Consider the following 16,278-nt stretch of genomic DNA (forward strand, 5'->3'; position numbering starts at 1 on the left):
ATGTTCAAAAAAATACTGATCGCAAACCGGGGCGAGATCGCCGTCCGGATCATCAAGACATTGCGGCGCATGGGCATAGCCTCCGTCGCCGTCTATTCGGATGCCGACCGGTTCTCGAAAGCGGTGCTGATGGCGGACGAAGCGATGAGGCTCGGACCGGCGCCGGCCGCCGAGAGCTATCTCGACATCGATGCCGTCATCGCCGCCTGCAAGGCCACCGGTGCCGAGGGCGTCCATCCGGGTTACGGCTTCCTTTCGGAAAACATTGGTTTTGCAGAACGGCTGACAAAGGAAAGCATCGCATTCATCGGTCCGACACCCGACAACATTGCCGCCTTCGGGCTGAAGCATACGGCCCGCGAGCTCGCCCACGAAAGCGGCGTGCCGCTGCTGCCCGGCAGTGGACTGCTGGAGACAAGCGCCGATGCGCTGAATGCCGCGATCGAGATCGGCTACCCGGTGATGCTGAAATCGACGGCAGGCGGCGGTGGCATCGGCATGCAGCTTTGTGACGACGCGGAAAGCCTGAGCGCGGCCTTCGAGAGCGTGCAGCGTACCGCTCGCGCAAGCTTCGGCGATGCGCGTGTCTATATCGAGCGCTTCGTCGCGAAGGCCCGCCATGTCGAAGTGCAGATCTTCGGCGACGGCAAGGGTCGGGTGATCGCGCTCGGCGAACGCGACTGCTCTCTGCAACGCCGAAACCAGAAGGTGATCGAGGAGACGCCGGCGCCCGGGTTATCCGACGCCGTTCGGACCCGCCTGCATGGTGCTGCTGTCGCGCTCGGTATCTCCGCCCGCTACCGATCGGCGGGAACGGTCGAATTTATCTACGACCCGGCACGCGAGGAGTTCTATTTCCTCGAGGTCAACACCCGCCTGCAGGTCGAGCATCCTGTCACGGAAGCGGTCTTCGGCATCGATCTCGTCGAATGGATGATCCGCCAGGCCGCCGGCGAAGACGTGCTGACCGGCAAGGAAAATCTCGTTCCCGAGGGTGCCGCAATCGAGGCGCGCATCTATGCCGAGATGCCACATGCCGGGTTCAGGCCGAGCGCCGGACTGCTGACCGAGGTTGTCTTTCCAGACAAGATACGTGTCGACGGCTGGATAGAGACCGGCACGGAGGTCAGCCCCTATTATGATCCCATGCTCGCCAAGGTGATCGTAACGGCCGAAGATCGCGGACGTGCGATCGAAGCGCTCGGCAAGGCGCTCGAAGGCAGCGCGATTTCCGGTATCGAAACCAATCTCGATTATCTGAAAGCGATCGCGGCTTCTGATCTTCTGGCGAGCGGCCATGTGGCGACGACGGCGCTCAAGGATTTCGTCTTCGTGCCCGATGTGGTCGAGGTGGTTTCGCCAGGCGCTCAGTCTAGCCTGCAGGACCTGCCGGGACGGCTGGGTCTCTGGCATGTCGGCGTGCCGCCAAGCGGACCGATGGACGAGCGATCCTTCCGCCATGCCAACCGCCTGGTTGGAAACACCGACGAGGCGGCAGCGCTGGAGTTGACCGTCTCCGGGCCGGTGCTGAAATTCTTTTCGGATGTCACGGTCGCGCTTGCCGGCGCACAGATGCCGATGACGCTCGACGGCATGCCGGCTCCGCATGATACGGCGGTCCTCGTCAAGGCGGGCCAGATGCTGGCGATCGGCGTAATCGCAGGGGCCGGCCAGCGCGCCTATCTCGCTGTTGCCGGCGGCTTTGCGGCCCCGGAAGTGCTCGGTTCGCGCGCGACGTTCGGTTTGGGCCAGTTTGGCGGCCATGCGATAGGAACGCTTCGCGCCGGTCATGTACTGCGGCTCGCCCGGACTTCGCAGCCAGAATCGAAGCTGGCCAATGAACCGGCCGAACTCACGCGCGACTGGGAAGTCGGCGTGCTCTACGGCCCGCACGGCGCTCCCGATTTCTTCCTGGAGGAAGATATCGAAACGCTGTTTTCAACCGAATACGAGGTTCATTTCAACAGCGCCCGCACTGGCGTGCGCCTGATCGGTCCCGCACCGAAATGGGCGCGTACGGACGGCGGCGAAGCTGGACTTCATCCCTCCAACCTGCACGACAATGCCTATGCGGTCGGCGCGATCGACTTTACCGGCGACATGCCGATCATTCTCGGTCCTGACGGCCCGAGCCTTGGCGGTTTCGTCTGCCCGGCGGTGATCGCGCGCGACGAGCAGTGGAAGATGGGCCAGTTCAAACCGGGCGACAAAATCCGCTTCCATGCGGTAAAGCGCGTGGATGACCCGATCGCCGGGCCGGTTGTGAAGCGCATCGGCGACGATGCGGGTGCCGCGATCATAGGTCATAGCGAGATGGGGCCGGTCCCTGTGGTCTATCGCCGCCAGGGAGACGACAATCTGCTGGTCGAATACGGGCCAATGCAGCTCGACATCGCGCTCCGCCTGCGGGTGCATCTTCTGATGCAGGCGATCAAGGAGGCGAAGCTTCCGGGGCTCATCGACCTTACGCCCGGCATACGGTCGCTGCAGATCCACTATGACGGAACCGGCCTTACCCGCACGCGCCTTCTCGGCCTCCTGACCGAGATAGAGACCTCCCTGCCTCCGGCGCAAGCAGTGAAAGTTCCGAGCCGGATCGTGCATCTGCCGCTCTCCTGGAGCGATCCGGATGCCGAGCATGCGATGCGCAAGTATCAGGAACTCGTCCGGCCCAACGCGCCTTGGTGCCCGTCGAATATCGAGTTCATCCGCCGCATCAACGGGCTGGCCGACGAACAGGCGGTGCGCGACATCGTCTTTGATGCCAGCTATCTCGCACTCGGGCTCGGCGATGTCTATCTCGGCGCACCAGTTGCCACACCGATGGACCCGCGTCATCGGCTGGTGACGACGAAGTACAATCCTGCCCGGACATGGACGCCGGAAAACGCCGTCGGCATCGGCGGCGCCTATATGTGTATTTACGGCATGGAAGGCCCTGGCGGCTACCAGCTCTTCGGTCGGACGATCCAGGTCTGGAATACCTGGCGCCAGACGCCGGTCTTTTCCAAGGAAAAGCCTTGGCTGCTCGAATTCTTCGACCAGATCCGCTTCTTCCCGGTGAGCCATCGGGAACTGAGCGAAGCGCGTGCTGCCTTCCCACATGGCGGCTATCCGATCCGCATCGAGGAGAGCGAATTCTCCTATGCCGCCTATGAGCGGGAACTTGCCGCCAATGCGCAGGCGATCGGGGCCTTCAAAGCTCGCCAGCAATCGGCCTTCGAGGCCGAGCGGCAGCGTTGGAAAGATCTCGGCCTCGACAGCTTTTCCATCGACGAGAGCAGCGGTCCTGATCTCGGGAGCGACATTCCTGCGGGCTGCTTCGGCGTCGAAAGTGCCGTGCCCGGCAACGTCTGGAAGGTCCTCGTCGAGGAGGGCCAGCCGGTCGTCGCCGGCGAGACACTCGCCATCATCGAATCCATGAAGATGGAAATCAACGTGACCACCCACGCCGCCGGCCGTGTCCGCGATTTGCGCGCAGGCCCCGGCCGCAACGTGAAAGCCGGCGATGTCCTCGTCGTGCTGGAGGAAATCTGATGTTCCCTGCCATTCTCGATCTCGCTTCGCTCAAAGCCGCCTATGCATCCGGATTGTCTCCGCTCGATCTCGTCGAGGAGGTGATCCGCCGCCGCAAGCGTTCCGACGATCCGGCGATCTTCATCACGCCCACTCCGGACGATGACCTGCGCGCCGCCGCCAAGGCACTGACGGCACAAGCGCCCAAGCCGAACAGCCTGCCGCTCTGGGGCATTCCCTTCGCGGTCAAGGACAATATCGATGTGGCGGGTCTTCCGACCACGGCCGCCTGCCCGGCCTTCGCCTATTACCCCGACGAGGATGCGACGGTGGTGGCGCGGCTCAGGGCCGCCGGCGGGCTGGTGATCGGCAAGGCCAATCTCGACCAGTTCGCCACCGGCCTCAACGGCACGCGCTCGCCGCACGGCGCACCGCGCTCGGTCTTCGACAGGGATTATGTATCGGGCGGCTCGAGCTCCGGTTCGGCGGTTGCCGTCGCCTCGGGCCTGGCCAGTTTCGCGCTCGGCACCGACACGGCCGGCTCCGGTCGCGTGCCGGCAGCCTTCAATAATCTTGTCGGCATCAAGCCGACGCCGGGGCTGGTGCCGAATGTCGGCGTGGTGCCGGCCTGCCGCAGCGTCGATGTCGTCACTATTTTCGCTGCGACGGTCGGCGACGGCGTTGCAATCCGCAAGGTGATTGAGGGCCATGACGCCGCCGACCCCTTCTCGCGCAAGGCCGCCCCCGCAAGCCTGCCCGCCTCCGGCCTGCGGATCGGCGTGCTCGACGGAGCAGAACGGGAATTCTTCGGCAACAGAGATGTGGAGGCCCTTTATGACGCTGCGATCGAACGGGCGCGCACCCTCGGAGCGACCATCGTTCCCTTCGATTACGCTCCGTTCCGGCAGGCGGCAGAACTGCTCTATAACGGACCCTGGGTCGCCGAGCGGCTGGCGGCGGTGAAAGATTTTCTCGCCAGCAATGCCGATGATTTCGACCCGACGGTACGCACCATCATCGAAGGCGCGAAAACCTACGACGCCGTTGCCGCCTTCGAAGGCAGATACAAGCTCGAAACGCTGCGCCAGAAGACGAGGTGGGAATGGGAGAAGGCTGATATCTTGATGCTGCCGACCTCGCCGACCACCTACACGGTCGAAGAGATGATAGCCGACCCCATCGTCAAGAACGGCCATTTCGGCCGCTATACCAACTTCGTCAATCTGCTCGATTGCGCGGCGATCGCCGTTCCGGCCGGCTTCGACGCCAATGGCCACCTGCCTGCCGGCGTCACTCTGATCGGCCCGGCCTTCACCGACGAAGCGCTGGCCCCCTTCGCCGATGCCATGCATCGAACCTTGAGCGCGGGAATGGGTCGGGATCGCGCGGCAACAATCCCCGAGGCAAGCCGCGTGCCGCCGGCAGATGATGGTTCAGTGCCGATCGTCGTCGTCGGGGCACATTTGAGCGGCATGCCGCTCAACCACGAACTCACCTCCTCCGGTGGCTATCGGCTGAAAACCTGCCGGACGGCCGGCGACTACCGTCTCTTCGCGCTGCCGGGAACCATTCCACCTAAGCCAGGGCTATTGCGCGAACCCGGCTTTGCAGGCGGCGGCATAGAGGTTGAGGTCTGGGCAGTGTCACCGGAGGCCTTCGGCCGCTTCGTCCAGAAAATCCCAGCGCCGCTCGGCATCGGCAAGGTGACCCTCGATGACGGCACAGCGGTTTCGGGTTTTCTCTGCGAGAGCCACGCCACAACAGGAGCCAAAGACATTACCGAGTTTGGCGGCTGGCGAAATTTCATTTTCGCCACAGATGCCACGGCTTGAATAGTGGAGAGACGAGATGAGAAAGCTCCTCCTACGGACAATACAAATCATTCTCCAGGGCCTGATCGCCAGAACCCATGCGATCGACGGTTGCCGTTTAACGCAATCCTCCCGCCGTTCGCGGACAGGCATCCCGCGGGAGTGATCGATCGTTCTAATCGGAGCTCGGCGAACCGCTGATAATCGCGATCGTGTACACAGCGTGCCCGTCTCCGAGACGCAGGAGAATATTTTTATGAGCGGTGCCCGCAAAACTCGAAGAGGCAACCATGCGCATCCCGCTTTCAGTCGTGGCACGGCCGGCGTAGAATCCGATTACAATTTCGAACCTTCGATGTCGGGCGACGGCCGAACGAGGCCGGCACAAAAAAGCAGCCCGCTTAATTCGCTAGCACCTGGGCAGATCTACGATTCCGATTAGCCGCAGCGCTAAAGGCCACGGCTAATGGATTGTCCCGCTAATGACGATCTTCGAAACGAAAGCTGACAATAGTTTGACGTCGAAGTGTCCCGGCGAATTCATCATCATGTTGATCGCTTCGGCTCGAGTGAAAGCGCGTTTGTAGGGCCGGATCGTCGTCAGCGCCTCGTAGACGTCGCAGATGGCTGCAAGACGCGCGACGTATGGTATCTTCTTGCCGTAAAGCCTGTCCGGATAACCGCTTCCGTCGTACCGTTCATGATGATAGCGGCAGATATCGAGTACCTCCATCGGTGCGGTGCCTGCTCTTGATATCATCTCGTAGCCAAGCTTCGGATGCCCGCGAACAAGTTCCATCTCGCTGGCAGTCAATTTGCCAGTTTTGGTGAGGATTTCTTCGGAAAGCGCCATCTTTCCCAGATCGTGCACGAGCCCACCGAGACCAAGCAAGCGTACGTCGTCTTCTGCGTGGCCAAGGCCACGTGCGAAAGCAATCATCAAAGCGCTGACTGCGAGAGAGTGGAGAAAGGTGACTTCGTCCTTCTCCTTCAACCGGGCGACTGCGATCAACGCACTCAGGTTTGTGAGCGTTCCGGACATGATCCGCTCGACTGCCACGCGAGCCGCATCGTCAGCAAAGCAAGCCTTTACGCGGGCATCGTCGAGCACCCGCTTGAGGTGTGGTTCGACATCCTCAATCGATTGTCTCGCTCGCTCGATCTCCTGCGCCGTGTACACTGTGAGGAGTTTCGCCTCATAGCTCGCCGCATTGTTGCATGGCGGCGAAGCTGTTCGGTCGAGAGACCTGCCTTTGGCGACATTGATGACGACCGTCTTTACGTGGCTCGCCATGATCCGCCTGACGTCGTTGTTTGACATTATCAGAAATGGTTCGGAGCGCGTCACATTACCATGGCCGCCGAGCTCGATGTCCTCCACGAACATTCCAACTCGCAATTGGTTCACCTGGATCCGTCTACGCATTCTCGACCTCTGAACATGCACCGGCGAAATATCGAATTATGGAATGGCGCGCTCTAGGCCGTCGCCTGGAACGTGGATCTCTTACTTGGCCCTTGGTGGGAATCCCACTGAAGCCGTTGACCGCGCTCGCCGAGAAGCGCTGCGGCCTGCACGCGGTCGACCGCTCTTGAGAAAAGATATCCTTGTCCGAGCTTGCAGCCGAGCTTTTCAAGCTGTTCTGCCTGGGTTTCGGATTCTATTCCTTCTGCGATCACTCGAATTCCAAGATTGCTGGCAATGCTGATAAGTCCCTCGACGATGAACATGCCCGCATCTCCAGGTTCCATCCGATCGACAAAGGACTTATCGATTTTGATGATATCCACGGGCATCGTCAGCAAATGAGTGAGGGAGGCAAATCCGGTTCCGAAATCATCCAGCGCCACCTTCAAACCTTCTGCCCGCAGGGCCTTGATCTCGGTCGCGACAACGTGATCCCGCTGTCCGAGATAGACCGACTCCGTCACCTCGAGGATAACGTGGCTAAGGGGAACTCCTGCCTGCCCGAAAGCCCGGCAAATTTTTCCCTTTAGACCCCCACCGCGAAAGTCGGCAGCCGAAAGGTTGATGCCGACATGTTGCAGAGGAAGTCCAGCATCGAGCCAGTCTCGAATGTCTCGAGCCACTCGTGTGATCATCCGCTGTGTCATTTCGGACGCCACGCGAACGTCCTTTGTGGCTTCATGAAAATGCGCCGCGGCTACGACTTCGCCCGAAGGCGTTGTCATCCGGCACAGCGCTTCAAAACCGACAATCTCCCGTGTATCGATGCGCACGATGGGCTGGTAGTGCGGGTCGATACGATCCTCGGAAAGGGCGAGACCGACATCTCGAACCGCTCTAAACCGTCTCGTCAACGCAGTGCCGAGACCGGCGTGAAACCCGACATACCGGCCGCGATAATTTTCCTTTGCGTGATAAAGCGCAACGTCCGCGTTTCGACGGATCTGATCGGGCTTTAAGCTGTCTTCTGGCGACGCCCCGCCGATGGTCGCGGCCGGAAAGACGACATGTCCATCACAGTTGGCGGGTAGTGCCAGCGCCTTCTGGATTTCAGTCGCTGTTTTTTCAAGATTTAGATCCCGCTCTGCAAACACGATCATGGCGAATTCGTCGCCACCGAGCCTGAAGGTAAACTTTTCATCGACCGCGGCTGCGATACGATTAGCCACGACGCGTATCAGCGCGTCGCCAGCAGCATGACCGAACGTGTCATTCACCAGTTTCAGATTATCGATGTCCGCCAGCAAGATCCCCCAGGAACGATCGGACGGATCTAGCTGATTGTTCAGAACTAGATCGAATGCCGCGCGGTTCGGCAGGCCCGTCAAAGCATCCGTATAGGTCAAGCGCTGGCGCTCGATGACCCGCTCTTCCCGGTCAATGGCGATCGAGCAAAGATGAACGCAAGCGTCGACGACTTTTTGTTCCAGCTCGCTCGGCCCTCGGGACTCCCGATAATAAAACGCAAATGTGCCGACGACGCGTTCGCCACTCTTGATCGGGCTGGACCAGCAGGCCCGGATGCCGATCGGCATAGCGAGTGACCGGTAGTCCCGCCAGCGCGGGTCTGTTTCGATGTCCGTGACGATGACCGGCTCTGCACGGTAGGCAGCCGTGCCACAGGAACCGGCCGATGGGCCTGCCTTCAGGTTTTCGATTGCAGCCGAATATGTTTCGGGGAGTGATGGGGCTGCAAGAGTATGCATGCAGCGTCCATCGTATGCCAGAACTGAGGCTACAACACCCGGGATGGCTGCTTCAACTTTCAGGCAAAGCTCCGACATCGTGCTCGCCAGCGGTTCCCCTTTGGCAATCATTTCAAGAATGGCATTTTGCAACTCAAGGATCATCGTTCCGCATCTCGAAAACGAGGCCTTATCTATCACGCGGGCTTTCAGATCGGGTTACCTGAATGATTAAAGTTTGAGAGTTGCGCACCCGGCCGGCAGTCGCCTTGGCCGAGCAGGAATGACCTCTTTGAAGCCTGTTGCGGATTGGCAGCTTTGCTCCGGTGCCGATCGTTTCGGTGCAGGCGCTTGAGCGCCGCTCACGCCAGAACCGGTGACCAATTGCCCGCTTGAACTAACGGGCGTCTGCGTAAGGCCATCAATGCAAATGCGCCGATGCCGAAACCCGCCGTGGCTACTCCGATCCAGCGCCTGTCAATGAAACCGTACGCGTCCGGGCCGCCCCCAATGGACGCGGGCAATCTAGCGGCCCAGTAGCGCCGACGTTTGAGGCTCCGTCTGGCTCCGCCAAAATATTCACCGGAGCCAGAATCGCAGCCATGGCGTGCGCAGCCCCCATTCCGCAAGGGATGCAGTATCATGTTCACCATTGGTGACCCTTCGTTGGAGCTATCCAGGCGGCTATGACTCAACGGCATCGGTGAACCAATCACCCTCCAAATTCCAAGATTTAGGTCAAAGACATTCAGACAGGGTGCACCGTGTCATATCAAAGTATGAAAGTGCACCAAAGGGCTCTTCTCCATCCGCCACGTTGAAGTCAAACACATCAACCTTCTTGCCTTTTGATCGAATGAAGCATTCTTCGCTACTTGAAATGTCGCCCAAGCGCATAGCTCCGATCCAGATTTAGATGTTCTTGCAAAATTCCTTTCAAATTGTATGGTTTGTTGGCCTCGATTGAACGGTAGAGCAGCGGCGAGCACCACTGAAAACGAGTCGTTGCGGTGCGTAACCACTGGGGTTGCGAATCGAGGTGCGGATGCGCTTGTTACTGGTAGAGGATAGCCCGCGCCTGCGCGACCTGCTGGCCGAAAGCGTCCATCAGGCTGGTTGGCGCCTGGATAGCGTGGCGACGGTAGACGCCGCACATTTGGCAATACGAGCGGTCAGCTATGACCTGGCTCTGATAGACCTCGGCTTACCTGATGGCGACGGTTTGGATCTCATTCGGGACCTGCGCCGCAGCGGCTTTATCCCGCCCATCCTTGTCGTCACCGCGCGAAGTTCGATCGAGGATCGCGTGGCTGCCCTCGATGGTGGTGCCGATGACTACCTCGTCAAACCGTTCAATCACATCGAACTGCTCGCACGCTGCCGCGCCCTTCTGCGCCGCAGAGCGCCGCAGTACATCGAATCCATTATTATTGGCGGCCTGTCTTTCGATCCCGCGAGCGGCATCGTGACAGTAGGCGATGAACCGCTCTCGGTCGCGCCGCGCGAACGGTCCGTTCTGGAATTGCTGCTTCGCAACGCTGGCAGGGTCACTCCCAAGCAAATAATCGAAAGCAAGCTTTCCGAATTTGGCGGCGACATCTCGACCAATGCTGTGGAGCTGGCGATTTCGCGCTTGCGCCGCCGCCTCGCTCCATTCGATTTGCCCATCAGCATCGAGACAATTCGTGGCATCGGCTATTTGCTGCGGGAGAAGAGGCAAGATGGTTGATCAATCTGCCCGGCAAACGCTGATCCGCATTATCGCGCAGCGCGTCGCGCTGTTTGCAGCGCTGGCGATGGCGCTACAGGCCGCACTCGTCTTTGCCGATTATTATTTCGACAACGAGCAATTAGCGACGTTGATGATTGAGCGTGAAACCGCAATGCTGTCGAACGGATTCGAACATCGTCACGACGAAGCGCCCTACAAATTGCCGCATGACCTCTACCGTTACGGCATCCAGGACGGCTTCTATATCACGCGCATCCGCAGACCTTCCGGTCAAATTCTCTATACGAACTGCGACGCGCGCTGCGACAATCACCTGCTGCCGCAGGAGGTCAATCCGCCGGACCTGTGGTCCCGTATGCTAAGCGACGGCAAGCCGCTGGCTGTCGCTGGCGGCAAAACATATGAAATCCTGGGCGAGAAGATTTTTGTCGAGATCGCGATCCTGCACGACAGCGACGGCATTATGTGGGCGGTGATCGGACGTGAGTTTGCAGATCATCTCGCCATCCCGATGGCGATCATGCTATTTTTCGTTCTCGGCGGCACATTGTTGTCAATCCACCAAGCCCTGCGCCCCGTTGCAAAAGCGGCGCGAGAGGCCGGCGATCTCGATCCGCTGGACCCCGGCCATGTGATCAACCAAACCGGCATGCCGCGGGAAATTGCCGATCTTGCGGCTGCGGTGAATCGCAGCCTTGCGCGCATCGGTACGCTCATGAAGTCGCAGCGTCTATTCACCACAGCTGTTGCGCACGAAATCCGCACACCACTGGCGATGATGAAGCTGGAACTCGGCAACATTGAACATCCGCGCGCCCGAAAAATCGAAGCCGATTTGGACGCATTGGCGAGTTTTGTAAGTCAGATCACGGCTCTAGGGCGGCTCGAAAGCGCCGACCGTGCGGCGTTCCGACAGGTCGACCTGGCAACGCTAGCTGATTGGGTAGTCACCGACATCGCTCCCCTGGTTTATGACCTCAATCACACCATCGCCTACAGCAATCTTGGCGCCGGCTCCATTGAAGGTCATGCACCACTGCTTGAGGACGCGTTACGCAACCTCATCGAAAATTCTGTAAAACATACCCCGGAAGGTGCGGCCATCGAGGTTATCGCTGGCCCTGGCTTGCGTTTGACGGTCAAGGATAATGCTGGCGTTTTTGACGCACCAGCGGAAGTCCCGTTCGATGATCTCAAAGCCGACCATTTGGGTATCGGGCTAGAGATCGTCCGCCGGATTATGGCCTTGCATAAGGGACGGCTAGAGATAGACGTGGAGACTGGCCACATTACAGCCATGACGCTTATATTTAACAACTAAGAACTTTAGATTGAAGAAAAGAAGCTACCGCCGAAAAGCGTGACGGCGCCATAGACCAAGCCAGACGCAATCAGCAGACAGACGGCGGCAACAGCCAGCGAGCCACCCCTCGCCTCTTTGTAGTCAACATAGGCTTCGCGTCGTTTGCGACCAGTGATCATGGCGCCGATGAGATTTTCACGCTTGACGAACTGGTAGTAGAAGTTTGCGACGATATGCAGGCCAACCAAGGTAAGGATCGCGAGATAGAACCAGGCAGAGTGGATCGACGCGGCCCAATTCGAAACGGTATCACCCACCTGTTCAGCAAAAGGCCCAGAAGCGGTCACACCGTCGCTGGAGAACATACCAAGGAGCACTTGAACGCCACAAGCGACAAGGAGACCGACAACCATCAGCCCACCGGCGGGGTTGTGGCCAAGGTAGCGCTCCGCGCTATTGCGCCGTAACGCCTTGAGATAGGTCCATGCGGCGGCGGGAGAGCGTACGAAACCAGAAAAGCGAGCCGTTGAACTTCCGAAAAGGCCCCAAAGGATGCGATAAACCACCAGCACGAGAACGCCGTAACCGGTTGCTTTGTGCACGGTCATGTTCGGATCGTTGAAGCTGCTCGACACCCAGGCCGTGATGATCAAGGCGACGAGCGACCATTTGAACAGACGCGTGGGAAGGTCCCAGGCGCGAACGACATCGCTCTTGGCAGATTCAGTTTCCCTGCCATCCTCGGCAAATGGCTCGGAATAGGGTTCATAGGCGGATCGTTGTTCGCTCATGGGGAGTTTCCTGTTCGGGAAGATTTGCGGCGGCTATTTGTAGGTCGTGTGGCAGGACTTGCATTCGGCTGCCACTGCTACGAAGGCCTTGCGGAACGAAGCCCTATCCTGTGCCTGTTGGCTCGCACTGTTGGCAATTGTGGCCATCTTCTTAAACCGGGCATGGAGATCCTTTTCCCTGGGGCCACTCTGGTTAGCGAATAAGGCGTCGGCAGCCTCGGCATCCGCCGCGTAGCGCTGCAGGATCTGCTCGGCTGCCTTGCTGTCGAAGTTGGCAAGCACGGCCTTAGCCGAGGTCGTATTGTCACCCATGCTGCGCATGATGCTCTTGAACGAAGCAGCGACGGCCGGCCCCGCCAGGATGGCGAGAACGAGACCGGTGCCGATATAGCGATTAAGCTTGGAGGATGATTTTCGCGAAACTGTCATGATGTTCAATTTTCGTTGATTTCCAAAGGGTTTTTAAAGGCAGGTATCGGGTCATTGACGGCAGTGACGACACTGAAGCTCTCAAGTGCCCTGATACCTAAGGGGGCAATTGCGGCAAAATCCACCATCACACCCTTTCTGCGCTCCGCTTTCATCGTCCTATGACAGGCAACTGACAGGTTTGTCAGTCGCGATCGTATTGTTCGGAAGATCTGAGGCCGAACTATAGGAAGACTGAAAGTCCGTAATCCGTGCAATGGAAGTGAATGGGGCGGCCTCCGCGGGGCAGGCTCGACGATCCCGTATTCGGCAGGAATACTGAGCTTGCCGCCCGTCTTGCGCACAATCAGGGCGGCGTCTCACGTCAATGAAACGCTCTATTTGTCTCGCGGGATAGAATCCTCTTCATCGTTGATTCGGATCAATGCTGCTATTGCGATTGCCGCCAGAGTGCTTCGTGGAACCAAATCCATGAAGGAGAGAGTCAATGCTCAGAGCTAAACGCGATAACCTCGGTGGCGCACCCTCAAAAGCCATTCCCTCGATGGGGGAAGTAGAAGGCCGGATGATGATTCTCGAACTCATCGCGCTCACCGCACTTACCCGCTTGATACGTCTTCACGACGTCGGTGACAGAGCCGATCTCTTGAAAGCGATGCGCCACGCGATTGATCGAAAATGCCATGACGCTAGGCTATGTGGAACCGATACCGATTCCGCCGAGAAATACGCAGAAGAATTGCTGGCCTGTGCGCAAGAACAAGCGATTGACCTGGAAGCAATTCGAAACCATGCATGATGTCGTCTTGGAAGATCCAATGTCCTTCGGACTCCACGTGGGTAATTCGGTTGAGCTTTGGCTTCAGTCGAAGCCAACGTCACGGGGGATACTTTCGGCCAATTGAGAGCAGCCGTAGAACCCCAATGACATCACGACAAGCGATGTCGTAACGTCCAGTCTGTCAATGAGCGTTCGAAACGAAGCGCGCTCTTACGTGCCAAGAATGTGAGTGGCCTTCCAGTGTTCGGTAACCCGCTGGCGGCAGAGCTGGCGGTTGGCACCGACAAGGTCGACGTCCCGTCAAATACAGGCAGATGCAATGCAAAGTATCCTTCATTCCATTATCGAGCGAGAGGTGGTTCGAACAACTATGAATAGCATTGGAAGTATCAGGGGATATCTCGATCGGGCAATGCTCCGATCTTCGAACGTCGGCCCTGCCACAACCCGAGATAGTGGCCAGTGACACAGGACCTCGCCCCTATTGGCCAAACCTCGCGGCGATCGCGATTATCGGATCGTCTTGCTCGCCTGCGAGAGCACCCGCTGGCCAGTGTGGGCCCCGGCCTCATCACCGGCGTTGCCGATGATGATCCGAGCGGTATTGCCACCTACTCGCAGGCGGGGGCGCAGTTCGGCCTGAACATGTTGTGGACCATGCCGGTGTCATTTCCAATGATGGCAGTGGTACAGGCAACGTGTGCAAGGATCGGGCGTGTGACGGGACAAGGTTTGGCGGCGAATATAAAGACCGCTTTCCCACCGTTCGTCCTCTATGCCGTGGTATTCTCTCTCCTGATCGCCAATATTCTGAATATTGCCGCCGACGTTGCAGCCATGGGCGAGGTCGCAGAACTGGTTACGGGCTTCAACAGGCACCTGATGACAATGTTCTTCGTCTTCGGGACGCTCGCACTCCAAGTCTTCATCCCATATCACCGCTATGTCGCGTTCCTGAAGTGGCTAACAATTTCGCTCCTGGCCTATGCGGCGGTCCTCTTCACTGTCCATATCGATTGGCAACAGGTCGCCTTACGGACGGTCAGGCCGATCATCACCCCGACATCAACCTACTTTGCCGTCGTCGTCGGCGTGTTCGGCACGACGATCAGTCCCTATCTTTTCTTCTGGCAGGCATCAGAGGAAGTGGAAGACATGAACGCCCAACCCAATGCGACGGCGTTGTCCAAAGACACTCAGTCAGCCCCCAAAGAGCTTCGACGGATTGGCTGGGATACCTGGAGTGGCATGCTCTACTCCAACCTCACGGCTTTTTTCATCATTCTGGCAACCGCCGTGACACTGAATGTCGCCGGCATCACGCAGATCGACACCGCCGCGCAAGCGGCGAGCGCGCTACAGCCGTTGGCTGGTCCGTTCGCCGCTCTTATCTTTGCACTCGGAATTCTAGGCGTCGGTCTCATCGGCGTGCCTGTTCTGGCAGGTTCCGCCGGCTATGCCCTTGCGGAGGCGATGGGATGGAAATTCGGGCTAGAACGCACACCCAACGACGCCAGAGGCTTTTACGGAGTGATCGCCATCAGCGTGCTGCTGGCTCTGGTCATTCAGTATTCGCCGATCAATCCAATGAGCGCACTGTTCTGGAGCGCTGTCATAAATGGGCTTCTGGCAGTTCCCCTGATTTCCATCATCCTGTTATTGGCGGCAAACCCGAAAGTCATGGGTTCATACACGATAGGGAAATTGGCGGCATGCATTGGCTGGGCGACGGTCGCGTTGATGGCGGTTGCAGCCATGATGATGTTCGTCTCATAGCAGCGCCTTCCCGCAATTTTCGCGCTGTGGTCACTTGAAGTTTCCGCGCTGCTTTCAAGCCGGCGGCCCATTGTCATGCAAACAAAGCTTGCCGATAACCTCAACCAGGCATGCTCATTTGATGTCGATCAAAGCACGGTTATCCTCCGCGCTTTAGCCTTCTTGGCATGTAACCACCCTTGTCGGTAACCACAAGCCAAATTATCGCCGGGAGACGACCGTGCTCATCCAAGAAATCATGAACGCACCAGCTTTTACCGTAAGCCCCAAGACATCTGTTTTGGATGCGGCCACACTTATGCTCGACCGTCACGTCAGCGGTCTTCCGGTCGTCGACGTCGGCGGAAATCTTGTCGGCATTGTTAGTGAAGGCGATTTCCTTCGCCGCGGGGAATTGCGGACCGAGCGCAAACGATCCCGGGTGCTCGAGTTTCTGACCAGTCCCGGCAAGCTTGCTGATGAGTATGTTCTTTCGCATGGCCGTAGCGTTGGCGAAGTGATGACGTCAGAAGTCGTCACCGTTGCCCCCGATGCTACGCTCACCATTGCCGTCGATTTGATGGAGAAGCATGGGATCAAGCGATTGCCCGTCGTCGTCCAAGGCAAAGTGATCGGAATGGTCTGCCGATCGGACTTGTTGCGGGCATTGGCCAATATGCTACCAAAGGAGAAGGTACAGGCCAGCGACGATCAGATCGCCGAGGCGATCATCGCGGAACTGTCGCGTCAGAGCTGGAGCCGGAATGGCTACATAAATGTCAACGTTGTGAACAGCGTTGTCGAATTATCCGGCACGGTCTTCGACGAACGGGAGCGGTTGGCTGCCACGGTCGCTGCGGAGAACGTGCCGGGCGTCAAGTCTGTTACCGATCACATCACATGGATCGATCCTTATCTCGGCGTTGCAGTGCCGGCGTCCAGTGAACAAGCCTGAATAGCGGCGCGAGGGAGGACGGCGAGACGGGGCGGCGGCCGATGGGCTCAAT

The 16,278-nt window shown here is 58.7% G+C and carries 12 protein-coding genes; 7 read left to right on the plus strand and 5 right to left on the minus strand.

Features of this window, described 5'->3' with window-relative positions; genetic code table 11:
* Together uca and atzF are read left to right on the plus strand one after the other, a co-directional pair.
* The gene (gene uca, locus HGP12_RS15975; RefSeq protein WP_168879216.1) at positions 1-3,537 is read left to right on the plus strand and encodes an urea carboxylase; all 3,537 of its coding nucleotides are present in this window, start codon (positions 1-3) and stop codon (positions 3,535-3,537) included.
* Entirely contained in the window at positions 3,537-5,348 is a 1,812-nt protein-coding gene (gene atzF, locus HGP12_RS15980; RefSeq protein ID WP_168879217.1) for an allophanate hydrolase, read from the plus strand. The genes uca and atzF overlap by 1 nt, the downstream gene beginning before the upstream one ends.
* Positions 5,349-5,790: 442 nt before the next feature.
* On the opposite strand, the gene HGP12_RS15985 is transcribed toward atzF, so the two are convergent.
* Both HGP12_RS15985 and HGP12_RS15990 read right to left on the minus strand, forming a co-directional pair.
* Positions 5,791-6,753 (minus strand): HD-GYP domain-containing protein, encoded by a 963-nt coding sequence (locus tag HGP12_RS15985; RefSeq protein WP_168879218.1) that lies wholly within the window; start codon positions 6,751-6,753, stop codon positions 5,791-5,793.
* Positions 6,754-6,806: 53 nt separating this feature from the next.
* The gene (locus HGP12_RS15990) at positions 6,807-8,645 is read right to left on the minus strand and encodes a bifunctional diguanylate cyclase/phosphodiesterase (RefSeq protein WP_168879219.1); all 1,839 of its coding nucleotides are present in this window, start codon (positions 8,643-8,645) and stop codon (positions 6,807-6,809) included.
* An 880-nt stretch (positions 8,646-9,525) separates the two neighbouring features.
* Between HGP12_RS15990 and HGP12_RS15995 the strand changes: the two genes are divergently transcribed.
* Positions 9,526-10,209: a response regulator transcription factor gene (locus HGP12_RS15995; RefSeq protein WP_168879220.1), complete on the plus strand. Its 684-nt coding sequence runs from the start codon at positions 9,526-9,528 to the stop codon at positions 10,207-10,209.
* Positions 10,202-11,533, plus strand: a complete 1,332-nt coding sequence (locus HGP12_RS16000; RefSeq protein ID WP_168879221.1) for a sensor histidine kinase — start codon at positions 10,202-10,204, stop codon at positions 11,531-11,533. The genes HGP12_RS15995 and HGP12_RS16000 overlap by 8 nt, the downstream gene beginning before the upstream one ends.
* A gap of 5 nt (positions 11,534-11,538) precedes the next feature.
* Here the strand turns inward: HGP12_RS16000 and HGP12_RS16005 are convergent, their stop codons facing one another.
* Genes HGP12_RS16005 through HGP12_RS34480 form a run of 3 tightly spaced genes read right to left on the minus strand, consistent with a single transcriptional unit; the run spans position 11,539 to position 12,863 of the window.
* Entirely contained in the window at positions 11,539-12,306 is a 768-nt protein-coding gene (locus HGP12_RS16005) for a cytochrome b/b6 domain-containing protein (RefSeq protein ID WP_168879222.1), read from the minus strand.
* A gap of 33 nt (positions 12,307-12,339) precedes the next feature.
* Positions 12,340-12,735 (minus strand): cytochrome c, encoded by a 396-nt coding sequence (locus HGP12_RS16010; RefSeq protein WP_168879223.1) that lies wholly within the window; start codon positions 12,733-12,735, stop codon positions 12,340-12,342.
* A gap of 5 nt (positions 12,736-12,740) precedes the next feature.
* Positions 12,741-12,863, minus strand: coding sequence for a hypothetical protein (locus tag HGP12_RS34480; RefSeq protein ID WP_281408513.1), 123 nt, complete (start codon positions 12,861-12,863; stop codon positions 12,741-12,743).
* A gap of 359 nt (positions 12,864-13,222) precedes the next feature.
* Between HGP12_RS34480 and HGP12_RS16015 the strand changes: the two genes are divergently transcribed.
* The 3 genes from HGP12_RS16015 (at position 13,223) to HGP12_RS16025 (ending at position 16,226) form a co-directional block, all read left to right on the plus strand.
* Positions 13,223-13,534: a hypothetical protein gene (locus HGP12_RS16015; protein WP_168879224.1), complete on the plus strand. Its 312-nt coding sequence runs from the start codon at positions 13,223-13,225 to the stop codon at positions 13,532-13,534.
* 444 nt (positions 13,535-13,978) lie between these two features.
* Positions 13,979-15,292, plus strand: coding sequence for a divalent metal cation transporter (locus HGP12_RS16020; protein ID WP_312862905.1), 1,314 nt, complete (start codon positions 13,979-13,981; stop codon positions 15,290-15,292).
* A gap of 220 nt (positions 15,293-15,512) precedes the next feature.
* A complete protein-coding gene (locus tag HGP12_RS16025) occupies positions 15,513-16,226 on the plus strand; it encodes a CBS domain-containing protein (RefSeq protein WP_168879225.1) in 714 nt (237 codons plus the stop codon).
* Positions 16,227-16,278: the final 52 nt, after the last annotated feature.

Source organism: Rhizobium sp. P28RR-XV, from assembly GCF_012641385.1.
GTDB lineage: Bacteria > Pseudomonadota > Alphaproteobacteria > Rhizobiales > Rhizobiaceae > Rhizobium.